The 16,319-nt window shown below is 69.1% G+C and carries 14 protein-coding genes; 11 read left to right on the forward strand and 3 right to left on the reverse strand.

Annotated elements, in window-relative coordinates:
* Positions 1-11 precede the first annotated feature (11 nt).
* Entirely contained in the window at positions 12-3,551 is a 3,540-nt protein-coding gene (locus A3M1_RS0111490) for a hybrid sensor histidine kinase/response regulator (protein WP_018389120.1), read from the reverse strand.
* Positions 3,552-3,720: 169 nt separating this feature from the next.
* Between A3M1_RS0111490 and mscL the strand changes: the two genes are divergently transcribed.
* The 10 genes from mscL (at position 3,721) to A3M1_RS0111540 (ending at position 12,144) form a co-directional block, all read left to right on the forward strand.
* Complete coding sequence (gene mscL / locus A3M1_RS0111495) at positions 3,721-4,182, forward strand: large conductance mechanosensitive channel protein MscL (RefSeq protein WP_018389121.1); 462 nt, start codon at positions 3,721-3,723, stop codon at positions 4,180-4,182.
* Between the two features lie 63 nt (positions 4,183-4,245).
* A complete protein-coding gene (rfbC, locus tag A3M1_RS0111500; RefSeq protein ID WP_018389122.1) occupies positions 4,246-4,821 on the forward strand; it encodes a dTDP-4-dehydrorhamnose 3,5-epimerase in 576 nt (191 codons plus the stop codon).
* A 4-nt stretch (positions 4,822-4,825) separates the two neighbouring features.
* Positions 4,826-5,890, forward strand: a complete 1,065-nt coding sequence (gene rfbB, locus A3M1_RS0111505) for a dTDP-glucose 4,6-dehydratase (RefSeq protein ID WP_018389123.1) — start codon at positions 4,826-4,828, stop codon at positions 5,888-5,890.
* Positions 5,887-6,774: a dTDP-4-dehydrorhamnose reductase gene (rfbD, locus tag A3M1_RS0111510; RefSeq protein ID WP_018389124.1), complete on the forward strand. Its 888-nt coding sequence runs from the start codon at positions 5,887-5,889 to the stop codon at positions 6,772-6,774. The genes rfbB and rfbD overlap by 4 nt, the downstream gene beginning before the upstream one ends.
* A 21-nt stretch (positions 6,775-6,795) precedes the next feature.
* Positions 6,796-7,668, forward strand: coding sequence for a glucose-1-phosphate thymidylyltransferase RfbA (rfbA, locus tag A3M1_RS0111515; RefSeq protein WP_018389125.1), 873 nt, complete (start codon positions 6,796-6,798; stop codon positions 7,666-7,668).
* A gap of 135 nt (positions 7,669-7,803) precedes the next feature.
* Positions 7,804-9,018, forward strand: coding sequence for a pyridoxal phosphate-dependent aminotransferase (locus A3M1_RS0111520; protein WP_018389126.1), 1,215 nt, complete (start codon positions 7,804-7,806; stop codon positions 9,016-9,018).
* Positions 9,019-9,096: 78 nt separating this feature from the next.
* Entirely contained in the window at positions 9,097-10,248 is a 1,152-nt protein-coding gene (locus A3M1_RS0111525) for an ATP-binding protein (RefSeq protein ID WP_018389127.1), read from the forward strand.
* Between the two features lie 13 nt (positions 10,249-10,261).
* On the forward strand, positions 10,262-10,879 hold the full coding sequence (locus A3M1_RS0111530) for a response regulator transcription factor (protein WP_018389128.1): 618 nt from the start codon (positions 10,262-10,264) through the stop codon (positions 10,877-10,879).
* A 111-nt stretch (positions 10,880-10,990) separates the two neighbouring features.
* Positions 10,991-11,338 (forward strand): response regulator, encoded by a 348-nt coding sequence (locus tag A3M1_RS0111535; RefSeq protein WP_245261641.1) that lies wholly within the window; start codon positions 10,991-10,993, stop codon positions 11,336-11,338.
* Between the two features lie 140 nt (positions 11,339-11,478).
* Positions 11,479-12,144 (forward strand): Crp/Fnr family transcriptional regulator, encoded by a 666-nt coding sequence (locus A3M1_RS0111540; RefSeq protein ID WP_018389130.1) that lies wholly within the window; start codon positions 11,479-11,481, stop codon positions 12,142-12,144.
* A 213-nt stretch (positions 12,145-12,357) separates the two neighbouring features.
* Here the strand turns inward: A3M1_RS0111540 and hemN are convergent, their stop codons facing one another.
* On the reverse strand, positions 12,358-13,680 hold the full coding sequence (gene hemN / locus A3M1_RS0111545) for an oxygen-independent coproporphyrinogen III oxidase (protein ID WP_018389131.1): 1,323 nt from the start codon (positions 13,678-13,680) through the stop codon (positions 12,358-12,360).
* Between the two features lie 123 nt (positions 13,681-13,803).
* Between hemN and A3M1_RS0111550 the strand changes: the two genes are divergently transcribed.
* Complete coding sequence (locus A3M1_RS0111550; protein ID WP_018389132.1) at positions 13,804-14,913, forward strand: AbrB family transcriptional regulator; 1,110 nt, start codon at positions 13,804-13,806, stop codon at positions 14,911-14,913.
* A gap of 46 nt (positions 14,914-14,959) precedes the next feature.
* On the opposite strand, the gene hemA is transcribed toward A3M1_RS0111550, so the two are convergent.
* Positions 14,960-16,186: a 5-aminolevulinate synthase gene (gene hemA / locus A3M1_RS0111555; RefSeq protein WP_018389133.1), complete on the reverse strand. Its 1,227-nt coding sequence runs from the start codon at positions 16,184-16,186 to the stop codon at positions 14,960-14,962.
* Between the last annotated feature and the right edge of the window lie 133 nt (positions 16,187-16,319).

Consider the following 16,319-nt stretch of genomic DNA (forward strand, 5'->3'; position numbering starts at 1 on the left):
CGCGGCTGGCCTCACTCCGCCGCCGCCCGGGCGGCGCGGCATTGGGCGAGTAAAGCGCGCAGCGCGGCCGGGCGCACCGGCTTGTTCAGAACCTCCATCTCGGTCGCCTTCGCCGCGTCGCGCACCCGCTTGGAGCGATCAGCGGTGATCAGCACCGCCGGCAGGCTCTGGCCGAGCTTCCAGCGCAGCTGCTTGGCCGCCTCGATGCCGTCGCCGGTGTCGAGATGGTAGTCGACCAGCAGCATGTCGGGCGGGGTGCGCCGCTCGCGCAGCATGGCGAGCGCTTCCTCGATGCCCGGCGCTTTCAGCACCTCGCAGCCCCAGCCGCTGAGCAGCGTCTCCATGCCGTCGAGAATGGCGGGGTCGTTGTCGATGCACAGCACGGTGAGCCCCTGCAGGCTCGCCAGCGGCACGCTCGCGCGCGGTGACGGCGCGTCGCGGGCGGGAATGGCGGGGGCGGCCGGCAGCTCGACTGAAAAGGCCGAGCCCTTGCCGGGCGTCGAGGCGAGGGTGATGGCGTGGCCGAGCACGCGGGCGATGCGCTCGACGATGGAGAGGCCGAGCCCCAGCCCGCGCGCCGCCCGCGCGCCCTCGTCGAGGCGCAGGAATTCCTTGAAGATGAGCTTCTGCTTGTTGACAGGCACCCCGACGCCGGTGTCGAGCACCTGGATGCGCAGCTTGCCGCGCCGCCGCCGCACCCCCACCAGCACCCGGCCGCGTGGGGTGTACTTGATCGCGTTGGAGACGAGGTTCTGCAGCAGCCGGCGCAGCAGCCGCCGGTCGGAGCGCACGGCGGCGGAACTCGGCACGAAGGTCAGCCGCAGCCCCTTCTCCATCGCCATCGGGGCGAATTCGACGTCGAGCTGGCGGAAGATCTCGTCGAGCCGCAGCGCGGCGAATTCCGGCTTGTGGGCTCCGGCGTCGAGGCGGGAAATGTCGAGCAGCGCGCCGAGAATTTCCTCCACCGCCTCCAGCGAGGCATCGACATTGCGGGCGAGGCGGGCGTCGTCGCCGCCCTCGGCGCGCTCGACAAGGCTGGTGGCGTAAAGCCGGGCCGCATTCAACGGCTGCAAAATATCGTGGCTGGCGGCGGCGAGGAAACGGGTTTTCGAGATATTGGCCTCGTCCGCCTCGGACTTGGCCTGCGCCAGCTGGGCATTGAGGTTCTCCAGCGCCTTGGTACGCTCGCGCACGCGCCGTTCCAGCGTCTCGTTCGCCCGCTCCAGCGCCTCGGCGGCTTCCACCGTCGGGGTGATGTCGGTGAAGGTCACCACCACCCCGCCATCCGGCATGGTGCTGACGCGCACTTCCATCACCACGCCGCGCGGGGCGAGGCGTTCCTGGAAGGCGACATTGCGCCGGGCATAACGCGAGAGCTTCTCGCGCACGATCTCCTCCACCGTGCCGGGGCCGAACTGGCCGGCGGTGGCGTTGAAGCGGATGATCTGGTCGATGCCGATGCCGATGCGCAGGATTTCCGGCGGCAGGTCCAGCATCTCGCCGAACTGGCGGTTCCAGGTGACGAGCCGCAGGTCGCGGTCGAACACCGCGATGCCCTGGCGCACATGGTCGAGCGCGGTCTGCAGGATTTCGCGGTTGTACTGGATGGCGGCGGAGGCGTCGTCGAGCAGCTTGAGCGCCGCCTTGGTGGAAACGGTGCGCTTCCTCAGCATCAGCGACAGCACGAGCCGCGAGGAGGCGGCGCCGATGGCCGAGGCGAGCAGGTGCTCGGCATAGCGGATGAGCTGGAAATCCGCCTCGCGCCCCGGCTCCAGCGACACGCCGCGCATCGCCGCCACGCTCTCGAACGAGGCGCGGGTGCGCTCCTCGCCGAGATAGCGGGCGACGGTGGCGATCAGCTCGCCCACCGTCACCGGCGAGCGCCACAGCCGGAAGCTCGGGGCCGAGGGGACATGCTCGCTCTGCACGAACACGCTCGCCTGCAGCCGCTCGATCGGGGTGGGCCGGCGGATCATCGAGGCAGCGAAGAACACCAGCACATTGACCGTGAGGCTCCACAGCACGCCATGCACCAGCGGGCTCGCCTGCACGCCGAGCAAGGCCTGCGGGCGCAGGAAGGCGAGGCCCATCGGTCCCTCGCTCACCAGCGCCGGGCTGAACAGGCCGGCATCGACCAAATTGGGCAGCAGCAGCGTATAGGCCCAGAGCGCGATGCCGGCGGCGATGCCGGCCAGCGCGCCGAGCCCGGTGCCGCGCCGCCAGACGAGGCCGATCAGCAGCGCCGGCCCGAACTGGGCGACGGCGGCGAAGGACAAGAGGCCGATCTGCGCCAGCTGCGCCTCGCCGGTGACGCGGTAATAGAGATAGGCCAGCAGCAGAATGGCGAAGATGGCGATGCGCCGCACGGTGAGCAGGCGGTGCCCCATGTCGACATGGTCAGGCGGGGCGCCGGCGCGGCCGGAATCCTCCCCCTCCCGCAGCCGCCGGCCGCGCACCATCAGCGGCATGAAGATGTCGTTCGACACCATGACGGCGAGGGCCACCGTCTCGACGATCACCATGGCGGTGGCGGCGGAAAGCCCGCCGACAAAGGCCACCAGCGACATCAGCTGCGCCCCCGCCGACAGCGGCAGGGTGACGACATACATGTCGCCATCGATAAAGCCGGGCGGAAAGGCGACCAGGCCGGCGATGGCGATGGGGATGACGAACAAATTGATCAGCACGAGATAGAGCGGGAACAGCCAGCGCGCGGTGCGGATTTCGTTCTCGGAGGTGTTCTCCACCACGGCGACGTGGAACTGGCGCGGCAGCAGCAGGATGGCGAGCGCCGAGAGCAGCGTCATCGCCGCCCAGCTGCCCAGCGTGAAGCCGTCGGTCAGCACCGGCAGCACGCCCTTCGCGGCCGCCTTCTCGAACAGGTCCCACGGGCCGGCGAACATGCCGAACACGACGAACAGGCCGACCGCCAGGAAGCTGACCAGCTTGACGATGGATTCGGTCGCCACCGCCAGCATCAGCCCTTCCTGATGCTCGGTGGCGTCGATATGGCGGGTGCCGAACAGCACGGCGAACACCGCCATCGCCACCGCGACGGTCAGCGCGAGATCGCCCACCAGCGGGTAGTGCATCCCCAGCCCCTCGAAATCGCCGAGCATGGCGAGAAGGGCGGCGGAGACGGCTTTCAGCTGCAGGGCGATGTAGGGCAGCGAGCCGACAATGGCGACGCAGGCCACCAGCGCCGCCACGCCCTGGCTCTTGCCGTAGCGGGCGGCGACGAAATCGGCGATCGAGGTGATGTTCTGCGCCTTGGCGAGCCGCACCACCCGCAGCAGGAACGGCGTTCCCAGCGCGAACACCAGGATCGGCCCGATATAGATGGTCAGGAAGTTGATGCCCTGGGTGGTGGCAAGGCCGACCGAGCCGAAAAAGGTCCAGGAGGTGCAGTAGACCGCCAGCGAGAGCGAATAGATATAGGGCCGCCCCTCGCGCCCGCGCCGCGGCAGGCGCCGGTCACCGAAGCTCGCCACGGCGAAGAGAAAGCCGATATAGACGAGCGCGACGGCGATGATGGACCATGCCTGAAGCATGCACTCTCCCGGCGGCGTGGAGCCGCTGCCTTTATGCGCCGCGCCCGCCCGCTCCGGCAAGATGGCGCGCGGTGGCACCTGTCCACCACGCGGGGGTGCCGGAAGGGTTGCCCGCGCCGGTGCGCCGTATCACAGTGGTGCCGCCGGGCAGCCGTATGTTGGAGGTTTCATGAGCAAGGTACTCACCGAGTTCCGCGAATTCGCGGTGAAGGGCAATGTGGTCGATCTCGCCATCGGCGTGATCATCGGCGCCGCCTTCGGCCAGATCGTGTCCTCGATCGTCACCGACCTGTTCATGCCCATCGTCGGCGCCGCCTTTGGCGGGCTGGATTTCTCCAATTACTTTGTCGGCCTGTCCTCCAGCGTCACCGCCACCTCGCTCGCCGCCGCGCGCGAGCAGGGCGCGGTGTTCGCCTATGGCCATTTCCTCACTGTGGTAATCAATTTTCTCATCATCGCCTGGATCCTGTTCCTGGTGGTGAAGGGCATCAACCGGCTGCGCCGCAACGCGGCGAAGGAGCCGCCGCTGCCCGCGCCGCCGACCAAGGAGGAGGTGCTGCTCACCGAAATCCGCGACATTCTCGCCCGCAAGGCCGCGCCGGGCCCCCTCGACCAATCGACGACCCCCTGAGGGCTGTGACGGGAACGCAAGAGCGGGTAAAAGCGCCGGAGTTCCCGTCGAGTGCAGAGCGATATGACCAGCTTTACCCGTCTTGCCATTGCCGATGTCGTCCTCGTCCAGCCGGTCCGGCATGGCGATGCGCGGGGCTATTTCTGCGAGACCTACAAGAAGCCGGCATTCGACGCCTTCGGCCTCGACATCGCCTTCGTGCAGGACAATGAATCGCTCTCGCGCGAGGTCGGCGTGGTGCGGGGGCTGCATTTCCAGACCCCGCCCATGGCGCAGGCCAAGCTGGTGCGGGCGGTGCGCGGCGCCATTTTCGACGTGGCGGTCGATATCCGGAAGGGTTCGCCCAGCTATGGGCGCTGGGTTGCGGCGACGCTGACCGCCGCCGGGGGCGAGCAATTGCTGGTGCCGCACGGCTTCGCCCACGGCTTCTGCACGCTGGAGCCCGATACGCTGGTTTCCTACAAGGTCGATGCGCCTTATGCGCCGGCAAACGACGCCGGCATTCGCTGGGACGACCCGGATCTGGCCATTGACTGGCCGGTGGCGGCCGGAGCGGCGATCCTCTCGGCCAAGGACCGGGCGGCGCCGCTGCTGCGGGACTATGCGACGCCCTTCACCTTCGAGCCGGCAGGAGCGTGAGATCATGAGCGTTCCCGCCCAGCGTGTTCTCGTCACCGGCGGCGCCGGCTTCATCGGCTCGGCCGTGGTGCGCCGGCTGGTGCGGCAGGGCCGGCAGGTGCTGACCTATGACAAGCTGACCTATGCCGGCAACCTCGCCTCGCTGGGCGAGGTGCACAATCTGCCCGGCCACAGCTTCCTTCAGGCCGATATCTGTGACGGCACGGCGTTCCGCGCGGCGCTGGCGGAGTTCCGGCCCGATCTGGTGATGCACCTCGCCGCCGAGTCGCATGTCGACCGCTCGATCGACGGGCCGGGCGATTTCATCCGCACCAATATCGTCGGCACCTACACGCTGCTGGACGAGACGCTGGCCTATTGGCGCGGGCTCGACGGCGCGGCGCGGGGGCGCTTCCGCTTCCACCACATCTCCACCGACGAGGTGTTCGGCACGCTGGGGGCGGAAGGGCTGTTCCATGAGGACACGCCCTACCAGCCAAATTCCCCGTATTCGGCCTCGAAAGCCTCGTCCGACCATCTGGTGCGGGCCTGGTTCCACACCTATGGCCTGCCGGTGGTGATGTCGAACTGCTCGAACAATTACGGGCCGTACCATTTCCCGGAAAAGCTGATCCCGCTCACCATCCTCAACGCGCTGGAAGGCGCGCCGCTGCCGGTCTATGGCAAGGGCGAGAATGTGCGCGACTGGCTCTATGTCGACGACCACGCGAGCGCTCTCGACCTCATCGCCACGCGCGGGCGGCCGGGCGAGAGCTACAATGTCGGCGGCAATAATGAGCGCCGCAACATCGACGTGGTCCGCACCATCTGCGCCATCATGGACCGCGTGGTGCCCGATGCGAAAATCGGCCCGCGCGAGGGGCTGATCCGCTTCGTCACCGATCGCCCCGGCCATGATGCGCGCTACGCCATCGACGCCGGCAAGCTGCAGCGCGAACTCGGCTGGGTGCCGGCGGAGACCTTCGAGAGCGGCATCGAGAAGACCGTGCGCTGGTATCTCGACAATCCGGGCTGGTGGGAGCCGCTGAAGGCGCGCTATGCCCGCCAGCGCATCGGCCTCGCCACATGAGCCGGCTTCTGCTCCTCGGCGCCGGCGGGCAGGTGGGCCGCGAAATCGCCGGCCGGGCGGGCGAGGCCGGCCATGAGCTGGTGGCGCTCGACCATGCCGGGCTCGACATCACGGACGCCGCCGCGCTGGCGCGGGCACTGGCGACGGCGCGGCCGGAGGTGGTGATCAACGCCGCCGCCTATACGGCGGTGGACCGGGCCGAGAGCGAGCCCGAGCGGGCGCATCTCATCAACGCGGTCGCCCCCGGGCTGATCGCGCAGGCCTGCGCCGAACAGGGCGCGGCGCTGATCCACCTCTCCACCGACTATGTGTTCGACGGCACCAAGCCGGGCGCCTATGTCGAGAGTGACCCCGTCGCCCCGCTCGGCGTCTATGGCGCCTCGAAGGAAGCGGGCGAGCGGGCCGTGCGCGCGGGGCTGGCGCGCCATCTCATCATCCGCACCTCCTGGGTCTATGGCGTGCATGGCGCCAATTTCCTCAAGACCATGCTGCGCCTCGCCTCCGAGCGCGACCGGCTGACCATCGTCGCCGACCAGCGCGGCTGCCCCACCGCGACACGCGATATCGCCGAAGGCCTGCTGGCCGCGGCGGCGCCGCTGGCGGCGGGGACGCTGACGCCGGGCACCTATCACCTCGCCGGCACCGGGGCGACGACCTGGTTCGACTTCGCCACCGCGATACTGGAGCGGGCCGGCCAGCACACCGGCCGCCATCCCGAGATCGTGCCGATCACGACAGTGGACTACCCCACCCCGGCGCGCCGCCCGGCCAATTCGGAACTGTCGAGCGAGGCATTCGCGCGGGCGAGCGGCACCCGCGCCGCGCCCTGGCAGGAACGGGTGGCCGAGGTGGTCGACGCGCTGCTCGCCTCGCCGGCGGGCTGATCTCACAGGACACGGACGCACATGAAGGGCATCATCCTCGCCGGCGGCTCCGGTACGCGGCTTCACCCGATCACGCTGGTCGTGTCGAAGCAGCTGCTGCCGGTCTATGACAAGCCGATGATCTACTATCCCCTCACCACGCTGATGATGGCGGGGATCCGGGACATTCTGGTCATCACCACGCCGCATGACAGCCCGCTGTTCCAGAAGCTGCTGGGGGACGGTGCGCAGTTCGGCCTCCGCTTGAGCTATGCGGTGCAGGAAAGCCCGCGCGGGCTGGCGGATGCCTTCATCGTCGGGCGCGACTTCATCGGCGACGATCCCGTGGCGCTGGTGCTGGGCGACAACCTGTTCTTCGGCCATGGCCTGCCGGAATTGCTGGCCAAGGCGGCCGCGCGCGAGGCCGGTGCCACCGTGTTCGGCTATCCGGTCAAGGACCCCGAGCGCTACGGCGTGGTGGAGATGGGCGAGGGCGGCAAGGTGCTCTCCATCGAGGAGAAGCCGGCGGTGCCGCGCTCCAATCTCGCGGTGACCGGGCTTTATTTCTACGACAACCGGGTGGTGGAGATCGCCGCCGGGCTGAAACCCTCGCCGCGCGGCGAGATCGAGATCACCGACGTCAACCGCGCCTATATGGAGCGCGGCGAGCTCGATGTGCTGATGATGGGCCGGGGCTTCGCCTGGCTCGACACCGGCACGCCGGAATCGCTGATCGAAGCGGCGCAGTTCGTGCAGATCCTGGAGAGCCGGCAGGGGCTGCGCATCGCCTCGCCGGAAGAGATCGCCTTCCGCGCCGGCTTCATCGATGCCGCCCAGCTGCGCGCGCTTGGCGAGGCGCAGAGGAAGTCCGCCTATGGCGCCTATCTCCTGCGCATCGCCGACGAGGAAGGCTGATCGGCCGCGCGCGATCCATCGTTTTCCTTCATTGCCGGCTCATCTCTTTTGATGAATCCACGCCGCCGGTCGGTTGTAGACTGGCGGCCCGCGCTCTTTCAGCTCTCCCGCCCCGCGCCCTTTTCAGGTTCTCCCATGTCCGCCGACGCCGCGCCCTTCTTCGCCAAGCCCTCGCTGCTCGACCATATCCGCCCGCAGGCGCTGTCGCTGCCGGAGAGCGGCATTGTCGAGGTGATGAATTACGGCCGCCGGAAGGAAGGGCTGATTCCGCTCTGGGCCGGCGAGGGTGATCTGCCGACCCCGGCCTTCATCAGCGAGGCGGCGACCCGCTCGCTGGCGGCGGGGGAGACCTTCTACACCTGGCAGCGCGGCATCCCGGAACTGCGCGCCGCGCTCGCCCGCTACATGCACCGGCTCTATGGCGTGGCGGACGATCCCGAGCGCTACTACGTCACCGGCTCGGGCATGCAGGCGATCCAGGTGGCGCTGGCGCTCACCCTGTCGGCGGGCGACGAGATCCTCATCCCCTCGCCCTCCTGGCCGAACGCAGCGGCGGCGGCCGAGGTGGTCGGCGCGCGGCCGGTGTTCGTGCCGTTCTCCTTCGACGCGGCGCGCGGCTTCTGGCTCGATCTCGACCGGCTGGAGAGCGCGGTGACGCCGCGCACGCGGGTGATCTTCATCAACTCGCCGGCCAACCCCACCGGCTTTGTCGCCTCGCCGGACACGCTGCGCGGCGTGCTCGACATCGCCCGCCGGCACGGGCTGTGGATCGTCGCCGACGAGATCTATGGCCGCTTCTTCTACGAGGCGGAGGAGGGCGGCCCGGCCCTTGCGCCGTCCTTCCACGACGTGATGGAAGAGGACGACCGCATCCTGTTCGTGCAGACCTTCTCCAAGAACTGGGCGATGACCGGCTGGCGGCTCGGCTGGATCGAGGCGCACCCCTCGCTCGGCCCGGTGCTGGAGAACCTGATCCAGTATTCCACCTCGGGCGTCGCCGCCTTCATGCAGCGGGCCGGCGTGGCGGCGCTGGAGCGCGGCGAGAGCTTCGTCGCCCACCAGATCGAGCGGGCGCGGCGCGGGCGCGACATCGTGGCCAAGGGGCTGGCCACCTCCAACCGTGTGCGCTTCGCCTCGCCGCCCGGCGCCTTCTACATGTTCTTCGGCGTCGAGGGCGAGGCGGATATGCGCGCGCTGGCGCTGAAGCTGGTCGACGAGGCGGGCATCGGCCTCGCCCCCGGCACCGCCTTCGGCCCCGGCGGGGAAAGCTATATCCGCATGTGCTTTGCCCGTGGCGAGGCGCAGATGGTTGAGGCGACCGACCGGCTGGTGCGCTGGCTGCAGAAATGAGCCACCGGCAGGGCCGCACCGGCCGAAATCGGGCACGGATCGGTTGCGGCCGGCGCGCCGGCGGAGCACACTGAAATCATGAAGGATTTCGCGCCACCGTCCGATGCGCCGCACCCGCCGACCGTCTCGGAGGCGCGGCTGCTCTCGGTGCTGGACACCGCCGCCGACGGCATCATCGTCATCGACGAGCACGCCCGCATCCTGATCTTCAACAAGGCCTGCGAGAAGATGTTCGGCGTCACCACCGCCGAGGCGGTGGGGCAGAACGTCAAGCTTGTCATGCCGACCGAATATGCGCGCGACCACGACGCCTATGTCGGCAGCTATATCCGCACCGGGGTCAAGAAGATCATCGGCATCGGCCGCGAGGTGCAGGGCCGGCATGCCGATGGCACGGTGTTTCCGCTGGAGCTGTCGGTCGGCGAGGCGGCCACCCCGGAAGGGCGGCAATTCATCGGCATTCTGCGCGATCTGCGCCCGCGCAAGGAGAGCGAGCAGCGGCTCGCCGATCTGCAGAGCGAGCTGGTCCACCTCGCCCGCGTCTCCGCCATCGATGAGATGGGGGCCGCCATCGCCCATGAGCTGAACCAGCCGCTGACGGCGCTGATGCTCTATCTGCAGGCGATCCGCCGCGCCCATAGCCGGGGCATCGATATCGTCACGGTGGTCGGGGACATTCTCGACAAGGCGGCCAATGAGGCCGAGCGCGCCGGCCATATCATCCAGCGCATGCGCCAGTTCGTGGAGAAGCGCGACCCCGAGCGCCATGTGCGCCCGCTCGACCCGCTGATCGACGAGGCGATCGACCTCACCCTGCTCGGCCAGCGCCACCGCATCCGCATCATCCGCCAGACCGGTGAGAGCCTGCCGCCGGTCTCGGTCGATCCGGTGCAGATCCAGCAGATCGTGGTCAATCTGGTGCGCAATGCCATCGAAGCCGCCGCCAGCGTGCCCGACCCGGCGATCCAGATCCGCACCCTGGCGAGCGAGGGCAGCGTGCGGCTGGAGGTGCAGGACAATGGCCCCGGCATCGCGCCGGAGGCGCTGTCGAAGCTGTTCGAGGCGTTCGCTAGTTCAAAACGTCGCGGCATGGGGCTCGGCCTTGCGATTTCGCGGACGATCGCCCAGAACCACGGGGGAGACCTGCTGGTCGATCCCGGCGGCAATGGCAGGGGCGCGTGCTTCACGCTGGTCCTGCCGGCGGCGCCGGTGCCGGACGAGGTCGGGTAAGGGGGGGCCGTTGATGGCGCATCTGGGTGAGGTCTTCATCGTCGACGACGATGCTGCGGTGCGCGATGCGCTCTCGCTCGTGCTCAGCCTGGAGGGCTACCATGTGCGCGGCTTTTCCGACGGCGCCGCCTTCCTGTCGGTGGCGCGCACCCATGTGCCGTCCTGCATCGTGCTCGACGTGCACATGCCCGGCCGCTCCGGGCTCGACATTCTGAAAGAGCTGGAGGCCGACCGCTACCCGGCGCCTATCTTCATCATTTCCGGCCAGGGCGACATTCCCATGGCGGTGGACGCCATCCGCCACGGCGCGCTCGACTTCATCGAGAAGCCGTTCGACGCCGACACGGTGCTGGAGCGGGTGCGCGACGCCATCGCCGCCCATGGACGGCGCGCCTCGGCCGAGCCGGGCGACCTGCTGACGGCGCATTTCCCCGGCCATGACCTGCTCACCCCGCGCGAGCGCGAAGTGCTGGTGCAGATCGCCTCCGGCGCCTCCAACAAGGAGGCCGGCCGCACGCTCGGCATCTCGCCGCGCACCATCGAGGTGCACCGCGCCCGCATCATGGAAAAGCTCGGCGCCAAGAACGCCGCCGACCTCGTGCGTATCGTGCTCAAGGACATGCGCGACTGAGCGGGTGGCCTTCCACCATGCCCGTGCAGGACGCGGCCCTCTACGCATCCCTACGAATTGCTGATGCCGTCGCACTTTCTCACTGTCTGTGAAAAGAGCGGGAGAGAGCCCTTGAGAGTTCACGTGGTCGAGGATGATGCCGGTGTGAGCGATTCGCTCGCCCTCATCCTCCGCAATATCGGACACACGGTGATCTCCCACCGCGATGCGGAGAGCCTGTTCAAAGGCTCTGTGCCCGAGGCGCCGGACGCGGTGATCGTCGATCTCAGCCTGCCCGGCATACCGGGCGCACAGCTGGTGCGCTGGCTGCTCAACCTTGCCGCGCCGCCGCGCGTGGTGGTCATCACCGGCCAGTCGCAGGGCTTCATCGACCACCAGCTGCGCGGCCTGGTGCCGGATGGGGTGATGCGCAAGCCGCTCGATGTCGACGCCATCGCCCGGGTTCTGCCGCCGCTCTGACGCGCCGCGCCGGCGGGAATCGGCGCGCCGGAGGGCGGTTTCCGCCGGCGCTTCCGGAAAGTCCCTTACGCAGCCCACCGAACTGTGCCGGCCCGCTTTGCCCGCTAGCCTTGCGCAAGATCAAGGGTGGAGCGATAAAGATGCGACAGATCATCGACGAACGCACCGGCGGCACCGTTCGCCCGCCCTATGGCGCCGAGCCCCATAGCGCGCTCCATGGCCCGTCTCATGCGCCGACGATGCGGATCGCCGCCCATGTCACCGTGCTGCATGAGGGCGATCCCGCCCGCCGCATCATGGAAGTGGTCGACGGCGCCGTCATGCTCAGCAAGCTGCTCCCGGACGGGCGCCGCCAGGTGGTGGAACTGCTCGGCCCGGGCGACGTGTTCGGCCTTGCCCATGACGAGATTTATGCCTGCTCGGCCGAGACGCTCACCCCCGCCACCATCAACACCCATGACCGCAGCGCGCTGGAGCGCGACCCGGTGCTGGCCGCCCGGCTGCTGCGGCGCTTCGAGGCGCAGCTCTGCGTCATGCACTCCCACGCGCTGGTGTTGGGGCGCATGTCGGCGCTGGAGCGCGTCGCCTTCTTCCTGCTGCGGCTGATGCCGGACGGCATGGTCGGCACCACGCTGCATCTGTCGATGACCCGGCAGGAGATCGCCGATTTCCTCGGCCTGACGCTGGAAACGGTGAGCCGGGCCTTTTCCGAGCTCAAGCGGCGCGGCCTCGTGGTGCTGCAGCGGGCTGACGAGGTGCGGATCCAGGATCGCGGCAGCATGCGCCGCCTCGCCGGGGCGCTCTGAGCTCTTTCCGCGTCTCTGCCCGCCGTCCTGTCCACAGCGCGGCGCTTCTTCCCCCTTCCAGCACCTGGGCGCCCCGCTTCGCGGAGCGCCCCTTTCTTTTGGAGGGGTGATCGGGCGCCCCGCTTCGCGGAGCGCCCTTTTCTTTGAGCAGTGATCGGGCGCCCCGTTTCGCGGAGCGCCCTTTTCTTTTGGCGGGTAGAGCGAAGGCGCGGATCAGACGGCGGCCGAGTGGCGGGCGGCGGTCTGGCTTTGCAGCCGGTGGTCCAGCGCGGCGGCGGCGAGCCGCACGAAGGGGCGCCCGCCGGCGGTCATGGCGACGTGCCGGCCTTCCAGCGTAAGCAGCCCGTCGGCGGCGAGGCCGGCGAGGCGCGGGGCGGCGTCGGCCAGCGTCGAGGGGTCGAGATCGACTTCGAGGTCGCACATCAGCCGTTCGATCAGCGCGCCGCGCTGGCGGTCCTGCGCGGTGATGGCGATGCCGCGCACCGTGGCGAAGCCGCCATCGTCGATGGCGCGCATATAGGAGCCCGCATCCGGCGCGTTCTGGGTGAAACCCTGCGGAAAGCGGCTGATCGCCGAGGCGCCCATGCCGATCAGCACATCGGCCTGGTCGGCGGTGTAGCCCTGGAAATTCCGCCGCAGCTGGCCGGATGCCGCCGCCCGGGCCAGCTTGTCGTCGGTGCGGGCGAAATGGTCGAGGCCGATGGCGACATAGCCATTGGCCAGCAGCACCTCGCGCGCCGCTTCCGACTGGTCGAGCCGCTCGGCGGCGCCGGGCAGGGAGGCCTCGTCGATCATCTTCTGGTTGGCGCGCATCCACGGCACATGGGCATAGCCGAACAGAGCGAGACGTTCCGGCGCCAGCAGGGTCGCGAGCTTGGTGGTGCGGCGGATGTCGCGCTCGCTCTGGTGCGGCAGGCCATACATCAGGTCGAGATTGATCGAGGAGATGCCGGCCTCGCGCAGCAGGCGCATGGCGCGCTCCACCGTGGCGAAGGGCTGGATGCGGCCGATCGCCCGCTGCACATGGGCGCTGAAATCCTGCACGCCGAGGCTGACGCGGTCGACCCCCATCGCGGCCAGCGCGTCGGCGAGCGGCTCGTCGGTCTCGCGCGGGTCGAGTTCGAAGGCATATTCGGCGAGATGGTCGAGCTGGAAGCCCTCGGCCAGCCTCTCCCCCAGCCGCTTCAGCATCGCCGGCCCCAGCAGGCTTGGCGTGCCGCCGCCCCAGGCGATGTGCGTCACGGCGCGCCCGCCAATGCGGGCGGCGACGAGGTCGATCTCGCGCTCCAGCCGCTCGGCATAGGCGGCCACCGGCTCGGCGCGGCGCGTCGCCTTGGTGGTGCAGCCGCAATAGAAGCACAGCGCCGGGCAGAACGGCACATGCAGATAGAGCGAGACGCTGGCCTGCGCCGGCAGGACGGCGAGCCAGTCGGCATGCGCGCCGGCCCGGATCGCGCCGGTAAAATGCGGCGCGGTGGGGTAGGAGGTGTAGCGGGGCACGGCCCGCTCTGCATGGATGAGCGTTGTGTTATGCATGGAGAGGATTTGACCCGAACCGGCATTCGTCGCATTGATCCGGCGCAAATGTCGCCGCGTTGCGGGCGTTCGCGCAGGCCCCTCGGGCGTGCCGGGGGCGCCCCGCCCCTTGGTTCCCGCCCAATGCCGCTGCCCGCCTTCCTGACCTCGCCCGCCGCTAAACGTTCTGCCTGGTATGGCGCGACGCTCGCCCTCGCATTTGCCGGCGGCGCCTTCTTCGCCTTTCTCGCCATGCCGGCGGGCTGGCTCTCCGGCGCCCTGGTGGCCACCGCGCTGGCGGCGCTGCTCGGCGCCCCGGTGGGGGTGGAGAAGAACACAAGGCTCGGCGTCTACATCATCCTCGGCACCTCGATGGGCTCGGCGATCACGCCGGAAACGCTGAGCGGCATCACCGCCTGGCCGGTGACGATGGCGGTGCTGGTGGCCTCGGTGCCGGTCATGATGGTGGCGGTGATTCTCTATCTGGAGAAGGTCGCCGGCTGGGACCGGCGCAGCGCCTTCTTCGCCGCCGCGCCCGGCGCGCTTTCCACCGTGCTGGTCATGGCGGAAAGCTCGGGCGCCGATACGCGCCGGGTGGTGTTCGGCCAGTCGCTGCGGCTGTTCGTGCTGGTGGCGCTGCTGCCGGCGGCGATTGGCGGGCTCGGCCATGAACCCTCCGGCACGCTGCCGATCAACCCGGTCGTGCCGGACCTGACGAATTTCCTCGCCTCGCTCGGCGTCGGCATCTTTGGCGGGTTTCTCGCCGAGCGCAGCCGCTTTCCCGGCGGCGCCATGGTCGGCGCCATGCTGGCGAGTGCGCTGGTGCACGGCTTCGGGCTGATCGAGGGGCGGCTGCCCGACATCTTCCTCATCGTCGGCTTCGTGGTGCTGGGCGCCAATACCGGCAGCCGCTTCGCCGGCACGCGGATTTCCACGCTGCGGCATTTCCTGGTCGATTCGCTGGTGGCGCTCGCGATCGCCACCGCCGTCGCGCTGGCCTTCGCCGTGCTCGGCGCCTGGCTCGCCGACGAGCCGCTGCCCAAGGTGCTGGTGGCCTATGTGCCGGGCGCGCTGGAGGCGATGACCATCATGGCCTTCGTGCTCGGCATGGACCCGGCCTTTGTCGCCGCGCACCATCTGGTGCGCTTTCTCGGCCTCGCTCTGGCGATCCCGGTCATCGCCCGGCTGTTCTTCGGCCGGGCGGACATTCCGTCCGAGAATGTCGAGATCGACAAGACCGAGCCGAAGGACTGACGCGCGGCGGGTGACGCCGCCGCCCTTGTCCGCGTTTCGCGGCGGCTTACTCCGCCGCTTGCGCCCGCTTGACGAAGCCGAGCCCGAGCCGGCTCCACACATCGGTCAGCGCATGCGCCAGATGGGCGATCAGCGCGTCGTCATGGAACGGGCCGGGGGTGATGCGCAGCCGCTCCGTGCCGCGCGGCACAGTGGGGTAGTTGATCGGCTGGATATAGATGCCGTGCTCTTCCAGCAGCAGGTCGCTCGCCGCCTTGCAGGCCTCGGCGTCGCCGACCATGATCGGCACGATATGGGTGTCGGTGACCATCTGCGGCAGGCCGGCGAGGTCCAGCGCCCGCTTCACCTTGGCGACCTGCGCCTGCTGGCGGGTGCGCTCATGGGGCGAGGCCTTGAGATGGCGCACCGAGGCCGCCGCCGCCGCCGCCACTGCCGGGGGCAGGGCGGTGGTGAAGATGAAGCCGGGCGCATAGGAGCGCACCGCGTCCATCACCGCCCGCGTGCCGGTGATGTAGCCGCCGACCACGCCGAACGCCTTGCCCAGCGTGCCCTCGATCACATCGACCCGGTGCATCACGCCGTCGCGCTCGGCAAGGCCGGCGCCGCGCGGGCCATACATGCCGACCGCGTGCACCTCGTCGAGATAGGTCATGGCGCCGTAGCGCTCGGCAAGATCGCAAATGGCGCCGATGGGGGCGACGTCGCCATCCATCGAATAGATGCTCTCGAACACGATCAGCTTCGGCCGATCGCCGGCGGCGCGCAGCAGCTCTTCCAGATGGGCGAGGTCGTTGTGGCGGAACACCAATTTCTCGCGCCCGGCCTGGCGCACGCCCTCGATCATCGAATTGTGGTTCAGCGCGTCCGACAGGATGAGGCAGTCGGGAATGAGCTTGGCCAGCGTGGCGATGCCGGTCTGGTTGGAGACATAGCCCGAGGTGAAGACCAGCCCGGCTTCCTTGCCGTGCAGATCGGCGAGTTCGGCTTCCAGCTCGACCACGGCATGGCTGTTGCCGGAAATGTTGCGGGTGCCGCCCGCGCCCGCGCCGGCCTGCCGGGCGGTGGCGCACATCGCTTCCACCACGTCCTCATGGCAGCCCATGCCGAGATAGTCGTTGGAGCACCAGATGACGATGTCGCGCTTGCCTTCCGGCGTGTGCCAGATGGCGTGCGGGAAGCGCGCGGTGTCGCGTTCGATTTCGGCGAAGGTGCGGTAGCGACGCTCATTCTTGAGCGTGTCGACGGCATCCTGGAAGAAGCGGGCGTAGTCCATGGCGCATCCCAACTGGGCATCGCCGGCGACCCAGCGAGGCACTGTGCGGGCACCATGAACTTTGGAGCCGTTCCGATCAACCCGGCAAAGCCCTGACGCGGCGATCGGGCGCGCCTATCGGAAAAGGCCCCGC

The sequence above is a fragment of the Ancylobacter sp. FA202 genome (assembly GCF_000380205.1).
GTDB lineage: Bacteria > Pseudomonadota > Alphaproteobacteria > Rhizobiales > Xanthobacteraceae > Ancylobacter.

What these genes read in the sequence shown, in the direction of transcription:
- rfbC (WP_018389122.1), top strand. Translation starts at nt 4,246, where the DNA reads ATGACCAGCTTTACCCGTCTTGCCATTGCCGATGTCGTCCTCGTCCAG.
- A3M1_RS0111525 (WP_018389127.1), top strand. Translation starts at nt 9,097, where the DNA reads ATGAAGGATTTCGCGCCACCGTCCGATGCGCCGCACCCGCCGACCGTC.
- A3M1_RS0111530 (WP_018389128.1), top strand. Translation starts at nt 10,262, where the DNA reads ATGGCGCATCTGGGTGAGGTCTTCATCGTCGACGACGATGCTGCGGTG.
- A3M1_RS0111490 (WP_018389120.1), bottom strand. Translation starts at nt 3,551, where the DNA reads ATGCTTCAGGCATGGTCCATCATCGCCGTCGCGCTCGTCTATATCGGC.
- rfbD (WP_018389124.1), top strand. Translation starts at nt 5,887, where the DNA reads ATGAGCCGGCTTCTGCTCCTCGGCGCCGGCGGGCAGGTGGGCCGCGAA.
- A3M1_RS0111550 (WP_018389132.1), top strand. Translation starts at nt 13,804, where the DNA reads ATGCCGCTGCCCGCCTTCCTGACCTCGCCCGCCGCTAAACGTTCTGCC.
- A3M1_RS0111540 (WP_018389130.1), top strand. Translation starts at nt 11,479, where the DNA reads ATGCGACAGATCATCGACGAACGCACCGGCGGCACCGTTCGCCCGCCC.
- hemA (WP_018389133.1), bottom strand. Translation starts at nt 16,186, where the DNA reads ATGGACTACGCCCGCTTCTTCCAGGATGCCGTCGACACGCTCAAGAAT.
- rfbA (WP_018389125.1), top strand. Translation starts at nt 6,796, where the DNA reads ATGAAGGGCATCATCCTCGCCGGCGGCTCCGGTACGCGGCTTCACCCG.
- hemN (WP_018389131.1), bottom strand. Translation starts at nt 13,680, where the DNA reads ATGCATAACACAACGCTCATCCATGCAGAGCGGGCCGTGCCCCGCTAC.
- rfbB (WP_018389123.1), top strand. Translation starts at nt 4,826, where the DNA reads ATGAGCGTTCCCGCCCAGCGTGTTCTCGTCACCGGCGGCGCCGGCTTC.
- A3M1_RS0111520 (WP_018389126.1), top strand. Translation starts at nt 7,804, where the DNA reads ATGTCCGCCGACGCCGCGCCCTTCTTCGCCAAGCCCTCGCTGCTCGAC.
- mscL (WP_018389121.1), top strand. Translation starts at nt 3,721, where the DNA reads ATGAGCAAGGTACTCACCGAGTTCCGCGAATTCGCGGTGAAGGGCAAT.